The 20,617-nt window shown below is 72.4% G+C and carries 16 protein-coding genes; 2 read left to right on the plus strand and 14 right to left on the minus strand.

All coding sequences use genetic code 11. The features are described from left to right. Positions 1 to 84: 84 nt before the first annotated feature. The 9 genes from ACE1OC_RS11175 to ACE1OC_RS11215 all read right to left on the minus strand — a co-directional run bounded on the left by ACE1OC_RS11175 (position 85) and on the right by ACE1OC_RS11215 (position 11,526). Positions 85 to 2,070, minus strand: coding sequence for a glycogen debranching N-terminal domain-containing protein (locus ACE1OC_RS11175; RefSeq protein ID WP_407836906.1), 1,986 nt, complete (start codon positions 2,068 to 2,070; stop codon positions 85 to 87). 209 nt (positions 2,071 to 2,279) lie between these two features. Then, complete coding sequence (locus ACE1OC_RS11180; protein WP_407836907.1) at positions 2,280 to 3,599, minus strand: DUF4192 domain-containing protein; 1,320 nt, start codon at positions 3,597 to 3,599, stop codon at positions 2,280 to 2,282. A gap of 116 nt (positions 3,600 to 3,715) precedes the next feature. Beyond that, a complete protein-coding gene (locus ACE1OC_RS11185; RefSeq protein ID WP_407836908.1) occupies positions 3,716 to 4,891 on the minus strand; it encodes a hydroxymethylglutaryl-CoA synthase in 1,176 nt (391 codons plus the stop codon). 2 nt (positions 4,892 to 4,893) lie between these two features. Then, positions 4,894 to 5,955, minus strand: coding sequence for a hydroxymethylglutaryl-CoA reductase (locus ACE1OC_RS11190; RefSeq protein WP_407836909.1), 1,062 nt, complete (start codon positions 5,953 to 5,955; stop codon positions 4,894 to 4,896). After that, the gene (gene fni, locus ACE1OC_RS11195) at positions 5,952 to 7,073 is read right to left on the minus strand and encodes a type 2 isopentenyl-diphosphate Delta-isomerase (protein WP_407836910.1); all 1,122 of its coding nucleotides are present in this window, start codon (positions 7,071 to 7,073) and stop codon (positions 5,952 to 5,954) included. Before fni ends, ACE1OC_RS11190 begins: the two co-directional genes overlap by 4 nt. Beyond that, positions 7,070 to 8,209: a phosphomevalonate kinase gene (locus ACE1OC_RS11200; protein ID WP_407836911.1), complete on the minus strand. Its 1,140-nt coding sequence runs from the start codon at positions 8,207 to 8,209 to the stop codon at positions 7,070 to 7,072. The genes fni and ACE1OC_RS11200 overlap by 4 nt, the downstream gene beginning before the upstream one ends. After that, positions 8,206 to 9,309 (minus strand): diphosphomevalonate decarboxylase, encoded by a 1,104-nt coding sequence (mvaD, locus tag ACE1OC_RS11205; RefSeq protein ID WP_407836912.1) that lies wholly within the window; start codon positions 9,307 to 9,309, stop codon positions 8,206 to 8,208. The genes ACE1OC_RS11200 and mvaD overlap by 4 nt, the downstream gene beginning before the upstream one ends. Continuing rightward, entirely contained in the window at positions 9,299 to 10,438 is a 1,140-nt protein-coding gene (locus tag ACE1OC_RS11210) for a mevalonate kinase (RefSeq protein WP_407836913.1), read from the minus strand. The genes mvaD and ACE1OC_RS11210 overlap by 11 nt, the downstream gene beginning before the upstream one ends. Beyond that, on the minus strand, positions 10,438 to 11,526 hold the full coding sequence (locus ACE1OC_RS11215) for a polyprenyl synthetase family protein (protein WP_407836914.1): 1,089 nt from the start codon (positions 11,524 to 11,526) through the stop codon (positions 10,438 to 10,440). Before ACE1OC_RS11215 ends, ACE1OC_RS11210 begins: the two co-directional genes overlap by 1 nt. A 294-nt stretch (positions 11,527 to 11,820) precedes the next feature. On the opposite strand from ACE1OC_RS11215, the gene ACE1OC_RS11220 reads away from it, so the two are divergent. After that, positions 11,821 to 12,960 (plus strand): 3-oxoacyl-ACP synthase III family protein, encoded by a 1,140-nt coding sequence (locus tag ACE1OC_RS11220; RefSeq protein WP_407836915.1) that lies wholly within the window; start codon positions 11,821 to 11,823, stop codon positions 12,958 to 12,960. A gap of 11 nt (positions 12,961 to 12,971) precedes the next feature. On the opposite strand, the gene ACE1OC_RS11225 is transcribed toward ACE1OC_RS11220, so the two are convergent. Beyond that, positions 12,972 to 14,921, minus strand: a complete 1,950-nt coding sequence (locus ACE1OC_RS11225; protein WP_407836916.1) for a LuxR C-terminal-related transcriptional regulator — start codon at positions 14,919 to 14,921, stop codon at positions 12,972 to 12,974. 209 nt (positions 14,922 to 15,130) lie between these two features. Further along, positions 15,131 to 17,281, minus strand: coding sequence for a RecQ family ATP-dependent DNA helicase (locus ACE1OC_RS11230; RefSeq protein ID WP_407836917.1), 2,151 nt, complete (start codon positions 17,279 to 17,281; stop codon positions 15,131 to 15,133). 362 nt (positions 17,282 to 17,643) lie between these two features. Here ACE1OC_RS11230 and ACE1OC_RS11235 point away from each other — a divergent pair, with 362 nt between their 5' ends. Next, on the plus strand, positions 17,644 to 18,273 hold the full coding sequence (locus ACE1OC_RS11235; RefSeq protein ID WP_407836918.1) for a hypothetical protein: 630 nt from the start codon (positions 17,644 to 17,646) through the stop codon (positions 18,271 to 18,273). A gap of 201 nt (positions 18,274 to 18,474) precedes the next feature. Here the strand turns inward: ACE1OC_RS11235 and ACE1OC_RS11240 are convergent, their stop codons facing one another. The 3 genes from ACE1OC_RS11240 to ACE1OC_RS11250 form a co-directional block, all read right to left on the minus strand. After that, positions 18,475 to 19,071: a hypothetical protein gene (locus ACE1OC_RS11240; protein WP_407836919.1), complete on the minus strand. Its 597-nt coding sequence runs from the start codon at positions 19,069 to 19,071 to the stop codon at positions 18,475 to 18,477. A gap of 59 nt (positions 19,072 to 19,130) precedes the next feature. Further along, positions 19,131 to 19,841, minus strand: coding sequence for a ribonuclease HII (locus tag ACE1OC_RS11245; RefSeq protein ID WP_407836920.1), 711 nt, complete (start codon positions 19,839 to 19,841; stop codon positions 19,131 to 19,133). A gap of 123 nt (positions 19,842 to 19,964) precedes the next feature. After that, complete coding sequence (locus ACE1OC_RS11250; protein ID WP_407836921.1) at positions 19,965 to 20,591, minus strand: TetR/AcrR family transcriptional regulator; 627 nt, start codon at positions 20,589 to 20,591, stop codon at positions 19,965 to 19,967. Between the last annotated feature and the right edge of the window lie 26 nt (positions 20,592 to 20,617).

Genomic DNA, 20,617 nt, shown 5'->3' on the forward strand with positions numbered 1-20,617 from the left:
CTGACGATAAACAGAGCTTTGGAGATCTTCGGACCCGGGAACCGGAAGCCCCGACCTGGTGCGGCCCGCTCGGCAGGGCGCCTCCTACCCGCCCAGTTGCAGTGCATCGGCGGCCTCCTCCACCATGCCCAGGCCCATCCGGCTGATCCGGACGGCGAAGGGTTCCCCCGAAACCCGCAGCCCCGAGAGGCGGAGCCCGCCGAGCGGAGCACCGGGGAGCGGGACGAGGGCGACCGTGCCGGCGGGGGCGTCCGGACGGATACCGGCCAGCGCGGTCAGTACGTGGATCCCCGCGGCCGCCGCGACCGCCGCCGGCCGGCAGGCCGCCGGATGCGGAAGCGGAGCACTGCCCTCGGTGCGCTGCTCGGCCGCGTACATCTCCGGGAGGCGGTACCCGAAGCCCTCCGCCGCGTCCAGCAGGCCCCGGAGCAGCCCCGTGGCCTCCTTCTCGAAGCCCGCCTGGGCCAGGCCGGCCACGGCGACCGCGCTCTCGTACGGTCGCACCGCGCCCGAGCGGTACCCGAACGGGTTGTGCCCCGGCTCCCGGACCGCCATGCTGCGCAACCCCCAGCCGCAATCCATGGCGGGGGCTCCCAGCAGCCGTGCCAGCTGCTCGGTGCGGACCCGGTCGAGGAGTCCGCGCGCGAGCCGGCCGCCGCCGAGCAGCCCGGTGTCCAGCAGGTGGGCGGCGGCCCCCGTCAGCCGGGGCAGGGGCCGCCCGTCGGGATGCAGGGCCGCCGCGGGCCGGCCTCCGTCCGGGCCGTCCACCCAGAAGCAGGCCGCGAACCGCTCCCGCAGCGCGGCCGCCCGGTCCCGCCACTCCTCGGCTCCGGGCCGACCGCACCCGGCGAGCAGGTCGGCCCCGAGGAGCAGGGCGCGATGGGCGTGGGCCTGGGTTTCACAGCGCCGGGGTCCCGGATCGGGATCGGCCACGAAGCCGTCCTCCCCGAAGGCGCCCCGGATCCACTCCAGGCACCGCTCGGCGGCGGGGAGCAGCTGGTCCGCCTCCGCCTCGGGCATCCCCCAGAGCCGGGCTTCGGCGAGCACCGCGGGGAAGGCGAGCGTCGCCTCGGTCCCGGTGCACCCGGGGGGCAGCTGCGGCCCCGCTCCCCGGAGCGGCCCCGGGATCTTCCCCGCGTCGGCGCCCCGCCCCGCGGTCTGGGTCCGGGCCAGGATCCGCAGGGTCGCACCGGCCAGTCCGGTGCCGAGCGGGAGCGCCATGCGGGCGGCCCACAGGGACTCCGCCGGGGCCAGCCCGAGCCTCCAGGGCACTCCGGCCGCCGCGTAGCTGTCGGCCGGCTGCTTCGGGTCCCTGAGCAGCAGGGCGCCCAGGTCCTGCACGCTCGTGCGCAGCCATGCCTCGGCCCGCGGGTCGTCGCCCTCCGCGCGGGCGTCGTCGGACAGCGGGTTGGCCACCTGTCCGGCGGGGGCCCGGGCTCCTCGGTCCCGGGTGGTCCGCAGCTCGATGGTGCGGGACTCGCCGGGGCGCAGTTCGAGCTGCCAGCGCAGCAGCCCGGCCGAGGCCAGGGCGTCGTCCGGAGGCGGCTCGGCCGCGGTGACGGCCTGGGCCTCGCCGTTGGTCCAGCGCAGCCCGGCGGCGTGCACCGCTGCGGGCAGCTCCGGCTCGTCCCGGCCGGCGGCCACGTCTGCCAGCTCCGCCAGATCGGTGCCGAGCGAGACCTCCACCGGGATCCGCAGGGGCCGGCCGGTGAAGCTGCGCAGGGTGATCCGCTCGGTGCCGTCGGCGTGCCGGATCCGCTCGACCCCGACGTCGGGGTCGGGACCGGGCTCCGCTCCGGTGCGGACGGTCGCGGTGAAGGAGGCCCGGTCGGCGCCGAGGCTGCGGCCCTGGACCGCGACCGGGTCCCGGCCGGCGACGCGCAGCACGCAGCGGGACAGCAGCCGGAGCCCGGCGCGGTAGATCCCGTCGACCCCCCGCCCGGTGAGCTGGCCGTGCTCGGGCGAGATGACCAGGCACGGCGCGGAGACGCAGATGACGGCACCGTGCACGGGCGGCAGGTCGGCCCTGCGGGTGGGGGCTACGCGGGCGGGGGGTACGGGGTGAGACATGGGTCGCCTTGTCTGCGCTCCGGGTGGATCGGCTGGGCGGCGGCGCGGCCGGATCCCCACCACCCCCCAGCGCAACGCCCCCGCCCCCGCCCGGGTCACGGGCCCCGGTGGGGGCTGCGCCCGGCGGAGCACCGGCCTTCGCGGGGGCGGCCGCCTGAAGACCGCTCGCGCCCCTCCCCGCAGCCACCCCCGGAGCACGGACCCGCGCCTCACTGCTCGCTCCCCGCGGTGCTGCCGGACTCGCGGCGGCTGCTCTCCCTGCCCGTCCTGCCCGGGCGGCCGGGCGGCCTGGTGGCGGAGCCCGCCCGCCGGGGTGCTGAGGGCAGGCGCCCTCGGCGCGGCTCCCGGCGCCGCCGCTCCTCCCGCAGGCACTCCCGCAGCCCCTCGGGGTCGATCCCCTCGTTGCAGGCATGGTGCAGCAGCTGCGCGAAGCGATAGCCGTCGTCCGCCCGCAGGGCCATCCCCAGGGCGATCCTGGCCGTCGGCTCGTCCCCCGTGGACCAGGAGACCCAGCCCGCCAGGGTGAGGGGAGCCGCCGCGTGCTCCCCGTAGGCCCCGACGCAGCGCCTGGCCAGGGCGCGCCAGAGCCGCAGGGCGGGGGCCGCCTCCTCGCCCTCCATCCACTCGGCGGCGATGTCGCGGATCTCGCGGTCCTGGAGCCCGAGGATCAACGAGGCGGCCTCGTCGTGGCCCAGTAGCCCGTCGTCCCAGGCATCGGCTCCGGGGCCGCCTTCGGACGGCGGCGCCAGGGTCATGCGCTGAATCAGCGCGCGGGCGAGCAGGACGGTCTCGGCCCCCACTTCCTCCCGGGTGGCCCCGTCGAGGATCTTCGGCACCAGCGCGACGGCAGCCCGGTCCAGGGCCCCTTCCATCTCGTCGGCCACCGTCCCGCGCAGCGGTGTCAGCCTGCGCTCGATCTCCCGGAGGGAGCCGCGTACCTGGAGTCCGGCGAAAGTGGCCGCGGCCGCCATCACCGAAGTGCCCGGCGCGGCCAGCGCGGTGCCCTCGGCGGGGCAGCACCGCCCGTCCGGGCAGCAGTAGGACCAGTACCGCCCGGCGGAAAGGCACAGGGCCTCCAGTACGGGCACGTCCAGGGCTCCGCAGGCCAGCCGGATCCGCTGGGCGAGCGGGCGCAGCCTGGTCATCACCCGCTGCGCGCTGTCGCCGCGCTGCGGGTCCTGGCAGAGGAAGACGATGATGCCGTCGGGCCGGGATCCGCGCCGCACGCTGCCGCGGATCAGACAGTCGGCGACCTGCCGGGCGGTGTCCTCCCACTCGTCGGGGGCCGCGGGAATGCCCACCCGGAGCCGGCCGCCGAAGCGGCCGGCCTCCCCGTGGACGGCGACCATGACGAGGGAGTCGCTCGGATGGAAGCCGAGCATGTAGGGCAGCGCGTCGGCCAGTTCGGCCGGACTGCGCAGGGTGATCCGGGATGCGTCGACGCCTCCGGACGAGCCGGTGGACGAGGGGTCGGACGAGGGCGAGGAGTCGGACGGGATACGTGCCGCTTCGTGGTTGTTGTTCGTCATGTCCCGAAGGTCCCGTGTCCGACCGGATCCGGAAACCCCTGTGGATAACTCCCGACAGCGGCGAACCGGCGGCGCCATAGGGCACCGCCGGCAACCTGCTGCTACCTCTACCTCGACTACCTCGGCTCGTACACCCGCTTGTGCCCGAACAGCCCGGCCAGCCGGTACGGCCCGGTGGTTTCCCTGGGCGCGGGGTGGTCGCCGCCGTCGACCGGGAAGGCCTGCTGGTGGCGTTCCCGGTAGTCGGCGTAGCCGATGTCCCGGCGCCGTGCGATCGCCTCGCGGTGCTGCTCGGACCGCAGGTGCGCGCGGTAGCCCGGGACCGGGACTCCGGCGAAGAACTCGGCGACGCTGCCCGACCCGTAGCTGAGCAGGCCGATGGCCTGCCCGGTCAGATCGTCGGCGTTGTCGAGCAGGGCGGCCAGCCCGAGGTACACGGATGCGGTGTAGCTGTTGCCGATCTCCTCGTTGTAGGCCGTCGTCTGCCCGACGGCGCGGACGACCTCGGCCTCGTCGACTTCCCGCCCGCAGCTCTCGAGCAGGGCCCGGTGCGCCTTGTGGGCCATCTTCGTGAACGGCTGGTGGTAGCAGAACGCCGCGAACTCGTCGAACGCACGGCCGCCTTGCTCGGTGTAGTCCTTCCACGCACCGTCCATGGCCTGCAGGTACGCGGAGACGGACTCCTTCCCGTCGACCAGGGCGGTGGTGAGGTAGTTCGGCCGCCAGAAATCCATGATGTCGGCGGTGAACACCCCCGACGTCTCCTCGATGCGCACCAGAGCGGGGTCGGCGCTGATCAGCATGGCCACCGCCGCGGCCCCCTGGGTGGCCTCGCCCGGCTGGTCCAGCTCGTACTTCGAGACGTCGCTCGCGATCACGAGGACCTGCTGCGAGGGGTCGCGGTGGACGAGCCCGATGGCGAACTGCAGGGCCGCGGTCCCTCCGTAGCAAGCCTGCTTGAGCTCGACGACGCGGGTGGCGGAGGGCATCGAGAGCAACGAGTGCACGTGGATGCCGGCCGCCTTCGCCTGATCGACGGAGGACTCGGTGGCGAAGACGACCGTACGGATCCGGTCGGCGCCGTGCCGGGCGAGGATGGGGGCGGCAGCGACGGCCCCCATCGTCACGATGTCCTCGTCGGCGGCGGGCACGCTCATCGACCGCTGGCCTATGCCCACGTGGTACTTGCCCAGCTCGGTGCCGTTGCGGGCGGCCAGCGTCTCGTGCGTGAGGACGAGCTGGCCGGTGGCGAAGGAGAGGTCGTGGATTCCGACCGCGAGGTCCCTGGGCATCTCTACCGTCCGATCTTCGTGGTCGAGTTCGTGCGCTCCAGTGCGACGTGCGCCCGCATGAGTTCGCCCGGGTTGGTCTGCGCGGCCATGAGGGAGAGCTCGCCGCACAGCACCGTCGCCGCGATCATGACCGCGAGCCGCCGTGCGTTCTCGCCGGGCTCGCGCTCCTCGCGGCAGCCCAGGCGCGTCAGGTTCTCCTCGACGAAGTCGAGTCCCTTTCCGTTGCCGACCGTTCCGACGATCAGGTTCGGCAGGGTGCAGGAGAAGTACAGGTCGCCGTCCCGGTCCTCGGCCACGGTCACGCCCTGGGAGCCTTCGACGATGTTGGCCGCGTCCTGACCGGTCGCCAGGTAGAACCCGAGCAGCATGTTCGCGTAGTGGGCGTTGGCCGAGCGGATGCCGCCGGCGAGCAGGGTGCCGATCAGGTTCTTGCGCACGTTCAGCTCGGCTATCGCGCCGGCCGAGGTGTGCAGCACGTCGCGGACGATCTCGCGCGGTACGAGCAGCTCGGTGACCACGTTCTTGCCGCGGCCGAGGATGCCGTTGATGGCGGTGGCCTTCTTGTCGGTGCAGTAGTTCGCGGAGATCGAGCCGTACTCGATCCCCGGAATGGCGCCGAGGATGTGCTTCAGGAGCGCGTCCGCGGCCAGCGTCGCCATGTTGTGCCCGGAGGCGTCGCCGGTGCTGAACTCGAACCGCAGGAAGAGCAGGTTGGCAACGATCTCGTGGCGGAACCCGATCAGTTCGACGAAGCGGCCGCAGGTGCGGACGACGGCGCGCAGCTCGTCGAACCGGGCGTCGACCTCGAGCGCCGCCAGGTACGCGGTCTGCGCGTCCTGGGCCGTGACCAGCACCGAGCGGGTCATCCGCTCGTCGATGAGGGTGGCGACGATGCCCTGCTCGACCAGCCTGGAGATCTTCGCCCCGCGGTTGACGGAGGGCCACAGGGGCGACTCGTACGTGGCGAGCGGGACCTCTGTCTCGACGTTCGCCACGTTCCCCGAAATCCTGAGGGGGCCTACCCATTTCAGGGGAACGCCTGCGACCGCGTGCGTGTCGTTCATCGGATCTCTCCAACCGTTTCGTGAGCGGTGTCGTGGGAGCGGGAGCGGGAGTGGGAGCGGGAGTGGGAGCGGGTGGCTAGCCGGCGGGTGTCGATCCCCCGGTCGGCGCAGAAGGCGCGCAGGTCGCCGTGGACCAGTACGTCGCACCGGCTCAGATCGGCCGGGGTGCGGGCGCCCAGCGCGGTCATCAGGGCTTCCACCTGGTCGAGCCAGGTGGTGATCTGGGTGATCAGGGCGGACGGGCCGCCGTCGAGGACGGTCCGCAGGAATCCTCCGGACACGCCCACGGCGGCGGCGCCGAGCGCCAGTCCGCGCACCACGTCGAGCGGGTTGCGGACCCCGCCGGAGGCCAGCACCGGGATGGCGGCGTGCTGGGAGTCCAGCAGGCAGGCGGGAGCGGACTGGCCCCAGCCGTTGAGGTAGGCGTAGTCGGCGTGCTTGCGCCGGTCGTTCTCGATGCGCGCGAAGTCCGTGCCGCCGCGGCCGGCGACGTCGGCCACGCGCACGCCCATGTCGCTCAGCGCCGAGATGGTTTCGCGGCTCAGTCCGAAGCCGACTTCCTTCACGATCACCGGGACGTCGGGGCCGACTCCGTCCGCGATCTTCTCGATCTGCGGTCCCCAGGAGGAGAAGGAGCGGTCGCCCTCCGGCATGACCGTTTCCTGGATGACGTTGAGGTGGATCTGCAGGGCGTCCGCCCGCAACAGGTCCACGGCCCGTCGCGCCTTCTCCACGGAGGCGTTGGCGTTGATGTTCGCCATGACGAACCCGTCCGGGTTCTCGCTGCGCAGCACGCTGAAGGTGTCGGCCACGGCCTCGTCGGCGAAGTACGCGCTCATGGAGCCGGTGGCGATGGGCACGCCGGTCTCCCGGGCGGCGATCGCCAGATCGCGGTTGATGGCGCCGGTCCTCGTGCTGCCGCCGGTCATCGCGTTGATGTACAGCGGCACCTTCCATTCCATGCCGCCGAACCGCGTGACCAGCGACGCGTCGGAGCGGTCGATGCCGGCCAGGGCGTGGTGGACGAAGGACACCTCGTCGAACTGGTTGTATCCGCCCAGGTGGCGTTGTTGCTCGGCGGCGAACCGCACGTGGTCGTCCTTGCGCTCAGCGATCATGCTGCGCTCCCTTTCGTCGACTGGAGATGAATCGGCACGGGGAGCACCCCTGCGGCGGCCCATCCCTTCCGCAGGTGCGCGATCTGCTCGTGCACCGTGGCCTCTTCCGCCGTGGCGTCCAGCAGCGCGATGCCGCAGTCGCCGCCCCCGGCACCCGATGGTTTCCCCGACCCGCCTACGGTCTCGGCGGCATCGCACAGCGCGGTCAGCGTGGGGGTGAAGATGCCGAGCCGGACCTCTTCGTCCAGTTCGGCGAGGATCCGGCGGGCGCCCCGGACCTGCCGGAGCAGCTCGGGGCCGTCGCCCCGTTCGAGTGCGTCGACCGAGGCGCGCACACAGCTGTCGCTGCGTTCCAGGAAGCTCCGTTGGTACGCGCTGCCCTGCCACGCGCGCCGTCCGAGGCTCCCGACCAGGGAAGAGGTACTGGCCGGCCGGCCGGTCCAGCCCACTTCGACCGCCAGACCACGGGGCGACGGCAGCCGTCGTATTCCGAACCCCGGCCACTGCGTACGGAGCGACTCCTCGATGCCCAGGCGCTGCACCAGGTCGAGTACGGCGGCCCGATCGGGCGCCTGGTACTCGATCCATCCGCCCCAGACGCTCGCGGCGAGATCGCCGCCGGAGGAACGGGCGTCGAGCCGCGCCGTCGCGAGCATCGCGAGCCGGAACCGGTCCTCGTGCGACAGCTCCAAGCCGTAGTACGCGGCCACGGCGGAAACCGAGGCGACCGTGACCGCGCCGCTCGATCCCAGGCCGAGCTTGGTTCCCTCGTGGTGCAGGCGACTGGTGATCGAGAGGTGGACGGGAGGTGCGGACAGGCCCTGCTCGGCCAGCAGCCCGTCGACCGTTTCGATCGCCGACACCACGTGGGTGAGACCGTCCCGCACGCGCTGTTCGTCGTCCGCGCCGAGTGCGGCGAGCCCGCCGTCACCCCGGCGCAGTCGCGCCTCTCCCGGGCAGAGGTCGGAAGCGATCACTACGTCGGCACCGCCGCCGTGGGCCGCCGATGCGGTGACGGCGACCTGCCGGTCGACGGCTGCGAGGATCGCCGGGTGGCCCGGCTGCACCACCGCGTACTCGCCGACGATGAACAGCTTGCCCGGCGCGTGCCGGGTCACGGTTCTCGTACCGGTCACTGCTCGTCCGCCGTACGCAGCCGGGCTCCCGGCCCGCGCCGGGCGGTGAGCACCGAGCATCCGGGGGCGGCGGCCAGCAGCGTTTCGGCTACCCGGGGCGCGGCCTCGGGGTGGCAGAGCACCTTGACGTTCGGTCCGGCGTCCATGGTCGCGTAGGCCGCCACGCCGTCCTTGCGGAGCTGCAGGACGCCGTCGAGGACGGCCACCGTGGCCGGCGACAGGTAGCGCACCGCCGGCCGCGCGGCCAGCATCGTCGCGTGCATGCCGAGGGCGTTGCGCTCCGCGATCTCCCCCACCGCTTCGAGGTCGCCGCGGAGCAGCGCCGCGCGCATGTCGGTCAGGTCGCCCTTGCTCGACGTCGCCCAGGCCTGGTAGAGCGGGGAGGTCTCGACGGTCCGCCGCATCGCCGCCCGGCTGGACACGGCCTTGGGGCCGGCGTTGACCAGGGCGACCACCAGGGCGGGGTCGAAGTCGGGGAGGGGCACCGGTTCGGCGTAGGAGCTGAGGTCCGCCGCCTCGCCGACGCCCCGGCCCGCGTGGCACAGGGCGAAGCCGCCGAAGATCGACCGGGAGGCCGAGGCGGAGCCGCGCCGGGCGAGGCGGGAGAGCGCGGTCGGGTCGAGGTCCAGCCCGTACGCGGCGGTGGCGGCGACGGCCAGGGCGGCGAACCCGCTCGCCGACGAGGCCAGGCCCGCCCCGGTGGGGACGGCGTTGCGGGTGTCGACGGCGGCCCGTTCGGTGCGCCCGGCCAACTCCCGCACCAGGTCCAGGAAGACGACGACGCGGCGGCGCGGCTCACCCTCCGCGGGCCTTCCGTCGAGGATGACGCCGTCGGTCTGCGCCTCGGGGTCGAGGCGGACGGTGGTGTGCGTCGGGAAGACGTCCAGGGTCATCGACAGGCTGTCGACGTACGGGATGACGAGCTGCTCGTCGCGCTTGCCCCAGTACTTGATCAGCGCGATGTTGGGATGGGCGACGGCGGTCGACCCGGGGCCGAGAAGGCTCTCCTGCGGCCCCGTCGATCCTGTCGGTCCTGTCAGTTCCGCGAACCCCGCCTCTTCCGTCGGCTCCGCCAGTCCCAAGTTGTGGTCAATCGTCATGGTTTGCAAACCTTCCCATCGGGACTACCCAGGTACGGACGGCGCCGGCTTCGTGGAGGCTGCGGACGGTCGCCTCCGCCTGGCGCGGCTCTGCGGCCAGCGCGATCACGCAGCCGCCCAGTCCGCCGCCGCTGATCTTGGCGCCCAGGCTGCCGGCCGCGAGAGCGGCGTCGACCAGCCCGTCGATCCGGTCCGTGCTGAGCCCCAACTCGTGCAGCAGCTTGTGGTTTTCTGTCATGCGTGCGCCGAAGTCGCTCGTTCGGCCGTGCGCGAGGTCGCGTGCGGCGGCGCGGGTCAGGCGCGAGGCGCCGAGGATGAAGTCCGCCTGCGTTTGCGCGCTGCGCTCGAACTTCCGCCACAGCAGCTCGACCGCTTCCTTGGTGCTGCCGCTGACCCCGCTGTCCGCGAGGACGAACAGCCCGTCGAACGCGTAGGACGGGCCTTCGTCGGCGTCGCCGCCGGTCCGCTCGAGGGAAGGAGCGGGGGCCTGCGCGGGGGGCTGAGCGGCGGAATGCGCGGGGGCGTACCCCGGCATGGGGACGGGCAGTTCCCGGGCAGCGCCGGAGCGGAAGAGGAGGGGGGACGTCGCGCCGGTGGCGAGCGCGTCGATGCCGCTCGACCTGCCGTGCGCCACCTTCTCCGAAGCCTGCACGAGATCGAACACCTCGCGGGCGTCCAGCCGGCGGTCGAAGAGGTCCGCCAAGGCCAGCACGGCCGCCCGGGCGCAGGCGGCGCTGGAGCCGAGCCCGCGGCCCTGCGGGATCGCGCAGTCGATGATCACGTCGACGCACACGTGGCCGTCGACACCCGTGATCGCCTTGAAGTCCGGGAGCAGGCACCGCAGGCCGTCCGCGGCAAGCGGTGTGACCGCCCCCGGCCCCGGCCCCGCCAGGGCGAAGGAAATCCTGTCCGCTCCTTCGTCGGAGCACCTCAATCGCCTGGCGGTCGCGGTCACCGGCAATTGCGGGACCGGAATGGCCAGCGCCGGAGCGCCGTACACGACGGCGTGCTCGCCGAGCAGAATGGCCTTCGCGTGGGCGCGCCCCCATCCGATCCGGCCGTCGTCGAGGTCCGTGTCACCCGCGGCGACGGTGCGGTCGGGATAGGTCTGCGCATTCGTCAGTGTCATCAGCGAGCTCGCTGCGTGGCATTGATCGCCATCGTGGCGAGCTGTTCCTTTGCGGGGGCGGTGGCGCTGCTGGATTCCAGTACGCCCATGGCCCGGTCGGTCCGGTGCGCGATCTGGCGCTCGATCCGATCCACCGCACCGACATGGACGAATATGTCCCGCAGGGCGTCGATCTCGTTCTCGGAGAGCTCGGTTCCTATTTTCGCCCTGACGAACCTCGCCGCCTGCGGATCGCATTCATCCGCTTGCTCGAGCGCCGTCGCGAGCAGCACCGTTCGCTTTCCCTCTCGAAGGTCGTCGCCCGAGGGCTTTCCCGTCACCGTCGGGTCGCCGAACACGCCCAGCAGGTCGTCCCGGAGCTGGAACGCGATCCCGATGTCCGCCCCGAACGCCCCGTAGGCGGCGACGAGGTCCGTCCCGGCGCCGGCGATCGCGGCACCGAATTGCAGCGGGCGCTCCACCGTGTAGGAGGCCGTCTTGTACTGGTTGACGCGCAGCGCAGCGTCGACGCTCTCGTCGTCGCTCGCCTGGTTGATCACGTCGAGCAGCTGGCCGTACAGGACCTCCGAGCGCACCGCGGACCACACCGGCCCGACCCGGGTCTGGGCTTCCGCCGGCAGCCCCGATGCGCGGACCATGACGTCGGACCACGTCTGGGCCAAGTCCCCGACCAGGATGGCGGTTCCGGTGCCGAAGGCCTCGGGATCGCCGGAGAAGCGCCGGGTCCGATGCCGCGCGGCCAGGGCCACGTGTGCGGCGGGACGACCGCGGCGGGTGTCGGACGCATCGATGATGTCGTCGTGTATCAGGGCCGACGCGTGCAGCAGTTCGAGCCCCGCACAGGCGGTCAGCACCGCCGTGGCGCCCGGATCGTCCTGGTCGCCGCCGGCACCGATCCAGCCCAGCCAGGCGAAGACCGGCCGGACACGCTTTCCGCCGTGCAGGACGTAGCTCTCCAGCTCCGCGACCACGGCCGCGAAGTCCTGGCCGAGCGCGTCGGCTTCGGCTCGGCGCTGGCCGAAGAAGTCACTGATCACGGCGTCGATGGCAGTCGTATCCACGGCTGCCCCGAGATAACTGACGGTCATGCTCTCATCTCCCGGTCGAGGTGACGGTCACTCTCATAATCAATCTCGTACTTGCACTCGCAGTTGCGCGAATTCGCCGAGATCGCGTCACGGATCGGCATGCTTCGATGTTATCCACGGGGCGTCAACCTGCCCACTACTCAACCGAGTAGTGGGCGCAGTAGGAGCGGTACGCGTGCGGGCAGGATCCCACCCAAGCGAGTGAGACATTCCGCGTCAGGGAAATACGGGTGCATCTCGTGTCACGATGAGCCGACTGATTTCGATTGACGGTCCGGACAACACGGAGAGGTCATGCATCCCTTGACGGGCCGTGAATTTGTGCTCTCCACGCCGGGCAGTCATGCGAACCGCCCCCTCACCACGGGAGTCACCATCCGATCCATCCGATCCATCGGAATCCTCGGTACCGGCGCGTACCTCCCACCGACCGAAGTCTCCAACGAAGAGATCGCCGAACGGGCCGGGGTCACGGACGAATGGATCGTCCGCAAGACCGGAATTCGAAGCCGTCGCCGGGCGGATCCCGGTCAGGCCACTTCCGACCTCGCCGCGGCCGCTGCCGTCCGGGCTCTCGAACAAGCGGGTGTCGGCCCCGAGGAGCTCGCGTACATCGTCGTCGCCACGTCCACGCCCGATCACCCGCAGCCGTCCACGGCGAGCATCGTCCAGCACCGGCTCGGGGCGGTGAACGCGGCGGCCTTCGATCTGAACGCGGTGTGCAGCGGCTTCGTGTACGCGCTGACGGTCGCCGAGCGGATGCTCTGCACCGAGCCGGGCGACCGCTACGGACTGGTCATCGGCGCGGACGTCTACTCCCGGATCCTCGACTACTCCGACCGCCGGACCGCCATCCTGTTCGGTGACGGCGCCGGGGCCGTCGTCCTCGGCCCGGCCCCGAACGACCGCGGCATATTCGCCACTTCGCTGCTCACCCGGGGCGATCAGCACGAGCTGATCAGCGTCCCGGCCGGCGGCAGCCGTACCCCGACCAGCGTCCGGACGCTCGACGAGGGCCTGCAGTACTTCCGGATGGACGGCCGGCGGGTCCGCGAGTTCGTGCAGGACAACCTGCCCGGGGCCGTCGGAGACCTGATGGCCGGCGCGGGACTGGACCCGCGCGAGGTGCGCCATGTCGTCGCCCACCAGGCGAACGCGGTGATGCTCCGGCAGGTCTGGCCCTCGCTCGGACTGCCCGAGGCCAGCTTCCACCTGGCCCTGGAGTCCTACGGCAACACCGGCGCGGCCTCCGTACCCATCACCCTCGACCTCGCCCACCGCGAAGGATCCCTCGCCGACGGAGACGTGGTCCTGCTCACCGGATTCGGCGGCGGCATGTCGGTGGGCTCGGCACTGACCCGCTGGCTGCCCACCCGGCACGCGGGGCCGGCCCGGAATCCGGCCTACTCCGCAGTCCCCGTACGGTCGAGGTGAGGGCCCGCGTCCTACTCGGGTTCGATCGAATAGATTGCGGCCCTGCTCGAGTAGCTCGCGGCTCCGCGCGCCAGCTCGACACGGGTGTTGATGTTCAGCTTCCGGTAGATCTTCCTGAGGTGGTAATTCACCGTGTGGGCCGACAGGTGAACCCGTTTGGCGATCTGCTGGTTCGTCATCCCCGCGCTCACCAGATACGCGATGCGCCGCTCCGTGTCGGAAAGACCGGACCAGCACGCCGAATTGAGCGGTGACGCCGGCTCTTCGGGATTCGCCTGCGCGGGACCGGCCTTCGCGCCGTAGATCTTGGCGAGTTCCTCCGTCGCGAGGGCGACCGAGAGCGGGTCCGGCGACTGCGCGATGATGCGCGACAGTACGGCCGGATCACCGCTCACCAAGGCGTTCGCGTGCAGGGCGCTGAGGCCGAGCACGGAAATGCCGGGGTTGTCGCCCGCGAGGCCGTCGATCGTTTCGAGAACGCTGTTCTTGAGGTCGGTGTCCCCCACGTCCAGCGCCAGGCGGACCAGGAACGCGGCGGCGGCCGGATCCTCGATGTACAGGCTCCGCTGCGTCGGCAGATGGCTGTATTTGTCGGAGAACAGCTCGACGGCCGCCCTCGGGCCCTCCCTCTTCACCGCGATGCGCACGTCCGTCCAGCCGTACTGCGGTGAGTAGAGGACCGCCTGATCCGTCTCGGACTCGCCCTGCACCCGCTTCAAGTACTCGGTCGCCGCGGGCAGATCCCCCTTGTAGAGCAGGATGGTGCTGAGCACCGAGTACGCGAGGGGCCGGAGCAGGGGAACCGCGTCCCGGCCGACCGCGGTGGTCGCCAGCTCCGCCTGGCGGCGGGCGTCCGCGACCCGTCCCGCCTGGAGGAACAACCGGGCCCGCATCGCCGCGGGCGCGGCGTCCCAGACGCGGGTGCCCAGTTCGCGCAGGCCGGCTTCCGCCTCGTCGATCAGCGACTCGGCCTTGTCGAACTCGCGCAGGTTCGCGAGCTTCCCGGCCAGTGCCAGCCGGAAGTGAAGGCGCCACACGGGATCCACCCCCTCGCCGTACCGCACCGCGGCCCGGCCCAGGCTGAGCCCCTCTCCCAGCTCGCCCGCGCGCCAGCGGGCATTGGAGAGGGCCGTCAGCGCCATCAGCCCGGCCACGTCGCCCGGCCCGGCTCCCTGTTCCCGCAAGATCGTCGCGGAGCGCTTCTCCGCCTCTTCCATGCCGAGCAGGGAGTACCCCAGGATCACGGAGGCCTCCGCATCGAGCCGGGCGGACACCGAACTCGTGGAGCTGGAGAGGACGCGCTCCGCCGTGCGGATTCCGGCCGTCGCCCTTCCGTCCATGATCAGGCCGTGGGGCTTCGAGTAGACCTCCCCCGAGTCGCCCGCGGCCTCCTGGGGCGGGTCGGCCGGACGGTCGGCCATCCACAGCGGATGCCCGGCCACCCAGAACTGCCGGTCGAGCGCCTGCGCGTGCCTCCTGGAGTGGCCCATCGCCTCGCGCTGCAACGCACCCCGAGCAGGAGCGGGGATCGACTCGATGACCCCCGTCAGGAGGAAATCGCTCTGGAATACGAGCTGATGTTCCGCCGCGACGACGAAACCCGAGGAAATCGCTTCGTCCAAGGACGAAAGCAGGCTGGCCGCGGATTTGTCCAGCATTCTGGAAACGTCCTCCAGCATGAAGGACCTGCCCAAGACCGCCGCGACCTTGAGGAATCGCTGACAGTCCATGCTGAGGTCACCGAGCAGACGCTTCACGAACGCCACCACGCGACCCGGGACCCTGCGCTCCGTCAGCCCGACCGTTCCGCCGAGCTCCTTCACGAGCCCTTCTTCCACGAGCCCGGTCGCGCATTCGGCAAGCAATCGCGAATTCCCGCCGGCATCGGCCGTGAAGTCGAGCAGCCCCTGGTCCGGTTCACCCCCGAGGATGTCCCGCAGGATTTGCTCTCCGTTGACCACGGCCTTCAGGCTATGACTCTCCCCGAGTAATTTCGTTGCCATGACCCCGGCTTACCCCCGTATATAGTCCGCCGCGCTGCACCTTCGGCAAAGGAGGCTCAACCCTCCTCCGAGGATCCTACGAAGCCGGGTCCGGTCTTGACTTGGCGAACGGTTGCCACGGACCACCCGTTAATGGGGGTACGAGTGCCCCGGGCGCCGGTGTTCCCTCAGCCCGCCAGGGCAAGGGTCAGGGGGAGCACCGCGTCGGCCCCGCTCTGGCGCAGGAGGCGTGCCCCCACGGCCAGGGTCCAGCCGGAGTCGGCGTAGTCGTCGACGAGCAGGACCGGCCCGGGGGTGGCGGCCAAGGCGGCGGCGAGCTCCTCGGGGACGGCGAACGAGGCGGCCAGGGCGCGCAGCCGCTGGGCGGAGTTGCTGCGGTGCGCGCCGTACTCGCCGGCCTGCGGGGTGTAGGCGAGGCTGCCCAGCAGCGGGAGCCGGCCGACCCGGGCCAGCCCCTCGGCGAGCGAGCCCACCAGCTGCGGGCGGGAGCGGGAGGGCATGGCCACGATCCCCACGGGCCGGGCCATCGCGCCACCGGCCCAGCCGCCCGGCGAACGGGCCCAGTCGGCCACCACCGTCACCACGGCCGCCAGCACGTCGTCCGGAACCGGGCCGTCCGCGGCCTGCTCCGAGAGGAGCGGGCGCAGGCGGTTGCCCCAGCCGATGTCCGACAGCCGGCCCAGCGCGCGCCCCGTGGCCGCCTGCTGGCCCACGGGGATGCGGCCCTTGAGGTCGACGCCGACCGCGGGCATGCCCGAGGGCCACATGCGGCGGGGCTCGACCTCGACCCCCGGGCGGTCCAGCTCGCCGGTCGCCGCCTCGAGGGAGCCGTGGGACACGGCGGGGTCGAGCCAGGGCCCGGCGCAGGAGTCGCAGCGGCCGCAGGGGGTCGCCTTCTCGTCGTCGAGCTGCCGCTGGAGGAACTCCATCCGGCACCCCGTGGTCGACACGTAGTCCCGCATGGCCTGCTGCTCGGCCTGCCGCTGCCGGGCCACCCACTCGTACCGCTGTGCGTCGTAGGCCCACGGCTGCCCGGTGGAGGCCCAGCCGCCCTTCACGCGCTTGACCGCGCCGTCCACATCGAGGACCTTGAGCATCGTCTCCAGCCGCGACCGCCGAAGATCCACCAACGGCTCCAGCGCCGGCAGCGACAACGGACGGCCCGCCTGCTCCAGCACGTCCAGGGTCCGCCGGACCTGCTCCTCGGGAGGGAACCCGACCGAAGCGAAGTACGCCCAGATCGCCTCGTCCTCCCGCCCCGGCAGCAGCAGCACGTCGGCGTGGTCCACGCCGCGCCCCGCACGCCCCACCTGCTGGTAGTAGGCGATCGGGGACGAGGGAGAGCCCAGGTGCACCACGAACCCGAGGTCCGGCTTGTCGAAGCCCATGCCCAGCGCGGACGTCGCCACCAGCGCCTTCACCCGGTTCGCGAGCAGGTCCTCCTCGGCCTGCAGCCGATCGGCGTTCTCCGTCTTCCCCGTGTAGGAGGCCACCGGGTACCCGCGCTGGCGCAGGAACGCCGCGACCTCCTCGGCGGCCGCCACCGTCAGCGTGTAGATGATCCCCGAGCCCGGCAGGTCCCCCAGCCGCTCCCCCAGCCACGCCAGCCGGTGCGCCGCGTTCGGCAGCTCCAGCACGCCCAGCCGCAGGCTCTCGCGGTCGAGCGGGCCGCGCAGGACCAGGGCGCCCCCGCCTCCCGTGCCCAGCTGCTCGGCCACGTCCGCCGTGACCCGTGCGTTGGCCGTCGCGGTGGTGGCGAGCACGGGCACGCCGGGGGCGAGCTCGGCGAGCATGGTGCGCAGCCGGCGGTAGTCGGGGCGGAAGTCGTGGCCCCAGTCGGAGATGCAGTGGGCCTCGTCGACCACCAGCAGGCCGGTCGTGGCCGCGAGCTTGGGCAGCACCTGTTCCCGGAAGTCCACGGAGTTGAGGCGCTCCGGACTCACGAGGAGAACGTCGGTCTCGCCCCGCTCGACCTCCCCGTAGATCGTCTCCCACTCCTCCGGGTTGGCCGAGTTGATCGTCCGTGCCCGGATCCCGGCCCGCGCCGCGGCATCGACCTGGTTGCGCATCAGCGCCAGGAGCGGCGAGATGATCACCGTCGGGCCCGCGCCGCGACGGCGCAGCAGAGCCGTCGCCACGAAGTACACGGCCGACTTGCCCCACCCCGTGCGCTGCACCACCAGGGCCCGTCGGCGCTCCTCCACCAGGGCAGACACCGCCTGCCACTGGTCCTCCCGCAGCCGCGCCGAGCCCCCCGGGGCACCGACCAGCTCAGCGAGGATGGCATCGGCTTCAGCGCGGAGCTCCAGGTTGTCCATGCCCCCATGCAACCCGATGCCTAGGACAATCGGCCAATTCACCCAGCGTGACGTGCGGCCCACCACCCGTCCGCCCCGCCGCGCGACCGCTGCGCCGGACCGGCGGCCGAGGAGGTGTTTCCCCTGATGCCCGCGCTCCGGCCCGGACCGAATGAGTCATCTTCGGCGTGGCGGGGCAAGGATATGAACGGCATACCGGCGAATTCCGGTCGGCGGCTCCAATTGCTCGTTGCCGCATGCTCACGGGCCACGCGAGAATTGTGCTGCTCCCGCTCGGCTCGACGGCGCTCTCCCGAGCCGTGCCGCGGCGCGCCCGCACTCCAGCTGTGCCCGTACGCGGGCGTGTACCCGAAGGGAGGACCGTGACCTTCGGATTCGCCCCGCCCTCGACCACGTCCCTGACCATGGCCACCGGCCGCGCCAGCCGGCACGGCAGACTGCTGGAACCCTCCGAGTGGACGGCTTCGGGCGTCCCCCTGCTGCGCAATCCGCGCGAGGTCGTCAGCGGACTGCATTCACGGCACAGCCCCGGTCCGTCCACGGCGGTGATCGCCGTCCTGGGGCCCGAGGAGCGGCTCGTGGCCAGCGCCTCCTTCGTGCAGCGTTCCACCGCGGCCGACGGCTGGGAGTACCGCAACGCCCTGCTCTCCCGGCTGCGCCGGGTCATTCCGCACGACCTGCGGCGTCGGACCCCGGTACGGACCGCCGTGCTGTTGTTCTGCCGCGACGGCGACGAGCGCTGGACCGAGGAGGACGGGGCCTGGATGTGGGGGCTGCGGGACGCCTGCACCCTGCACGGGCTGCGCTGCGGCGCGTACATCACCCTGACCCGGGGCGGCTGGCAGGTGCTGGGCGAAGGCCGCGGCGGCCGGAGCCCCAGCTCGGAGTCCCGGCCCGAGCGCCTCGGCGATGCGCCGTCCGAGTTCGGCCCGCTCCCCCTGCGCAGCGGCGGCGGAGCCACGGAGGCGCTGCGCCGCACCGCCGCACGCTGAGCCCGTACCGCCGCACGCCGAGTCCGTGCCGCCGCACCGGCAGCCCGGCCCCATCGGACGCACGGAGCACGCAGGGCCGCGTACCCGGGAACGACCAACGGCCGTACACCCGGAACGGGCGTACGGCTGGTCAGGCCTCGGACTTCGGCAGGGCCGGCCAGCGGCCTGCCCCGCCCCTCGACCGTGCGGGAGTACGGAGCGTCAGACGCCCGCGCCCAGCACGGAGTTGATCTGCTGCGGCTCGCCGCACACGATCAGGAGCGCACCGGCTCGCGCGAGCGCGACCGGCAGGGCTCCGGCGGCCGCCGAGACGGGGCCGCCGTTGGCCGCGAAGACCACGACGGGACGGCCGGCCGCGCGCTGCACCTGCGCCGCGTCCGCGTAGAAGACGTCGTCCCCGGCATCGTGCAGGGCCCAGTACGCGGCCTCGCCGAAGGACAGCTCGTGCGCGGCCCACGGGTGCGGGTCGCCGGTGGTGAGCACCAGGATGTCACCGGGCGCCCGCCCGGTGTCGAGCAGCAGGTCCACGGCCTCTTCGGCCGCGTCCAGCGCGCCCTCGGCGGATGCCGGGATCAGCTGGATCTGCGGGACGGCCGCCGAGACCGAAGGTGCGGTGGCGGCTACGGGAACGGGGGTGGCCTGCGGTTTCCGCGGCGCGGGCGGCGCGGGCCTGGGGGCGGGACGCGGACCGGGTACGGGGCGGGGGGTCTGCGCGCTGCGGCTCGCGGCCGGCGTGACGCGGGGACCCTGGGCACTCTCGTGAATCTGAGGCTCCTCGGGGGTGGGGGTGAGAGGCATGAGCTGACATCTATCAAACACCGGTGCGAAACGTACCGGTTGGTGGCACGTGCGTGCGATCAGAAATCGAAGCCGAGTTGGCCTCCGCTTTCCAGCTCCATCGATTCCTCGCTGCGGCGCACCTTCTTGAGGTGGCTCCAGCGGGGCAGCGCGTCGAGGTAGGACCAGGAGAGCCGGTGGTACGCGGTCGGCCCCTGCTCCTCCAGTGCCGCCCGGTGCACGGGCGAGGGATATCCGGCGTTGGCGGCGAAGGCGAAGTCCTCGATTCCGTCGCCCTGTTCGCCGATCTCGGCCATCATCCGGTCGCGCCGGACCTTGGCGATCACCGAGGCCGCGGCGACGGCGACGCAGGACTGGTCACCCTTGATCACCGTCCGGACCTGCCAGGGCGCACCGAGGTAGTCGTGCTTGCCGTCGAGTATCACCGCGTCGGGCCGCACGGGCAGCGCCTCCAGGGCGCGCACCGCGGCGAGGCGCAGGGCGGCGGTCATCCCGAGCTCGTCGATCTCCTCGGGGGACGAGTGGCCCAGGGCGTAGGCCGTGACCCAGTCCTCCAGGACGCCGACGAGCGCGTCACGGCGCTTGGCGGTGAGCAGTTTGGAGTCGGTGAGTCCCGCGGGCGGCCGGCGCAGGCCGGTGATCGCCGCGCAGACGGTGACGGGACCGGCCCAGGCCCCTCGTCCGACTTCGTCGACCCCGGCGATGACCTTGGCGCCGGTGGTCGCTCGGAGGGAGCGTTCGACGGTGTGAGTGGGTGCTTCGTACGGCATGGCGCCAGCAAGGTTACGCCGCCCCGGGCCGCCTGCACACCCCGCCCCCTCTCCGCCGCGCCGCCGCCCCCTCCCCGCCGCGCCCCGGCCACCTCGGCGCCGCGCCACCCACCCCGCCCCGTCTCACACCCTGAGCAGCGGCACCATCACCCCGTCGATCATCTCGGCGATCTCCGCGTCCCTCCATTCGCTCCCGCACACCTTCGCGCGGTACATCATCAGTGCCGGGATGACCTCGACGAGCAGCGGACCGGTCGCGTCCGGCCGGACGTCCCCTCGGGCGATTCCACGGGTCACCAGCTCACCGATCAACCCGTGCGCCGGTTCGTACAGCCCGGCCCGGACCAGGTCGCGGAACCGCTCCGCATGGACGTGATCGCACTCGTGAAGCACCGTCCTCAGCGCCTGCCCGGCCCGCGACCGCATGACGTCCCGCATCCGCACGCACACCGCGTACAGGTCCTCGCGCGCCGACCCCAGGTCCGGAATCCGGCCGAGCGGGGGCAGCCGCGTCCGCAGCGCCTCGGCCACCAGGTCCGCCTTCGAGGGCCAGCGGCGGTACAGCGCGGCCTTGCCCGTCTGCGCTCCCGAGGCGACGCCCTCCATCGTGAGGGCGTTCCAGCCGTCCGTGCTCAGCTGCTCCAACACGGCGTCGAGAATCGCCCGTTCGAGTTCGGGTCCGCGCCTGCGCCCCGGGGCCGCCACCGGCCGGCGTGAACCCACCACTCCCGCTACCTCCGACCCGCTCATGCGTACGGCGCACATATTTTCAGCCT

The sequence above is a fragment of the Streptomyces stoeckheimensis genome (assembly GCF_045822005.1).
Lineage (GTDB): Bacteria > Actinomycetota > Actinomycetes > Streptomycetales > Streptomycetaceae > Streptomyces > Streptomyces stoeckheimensis.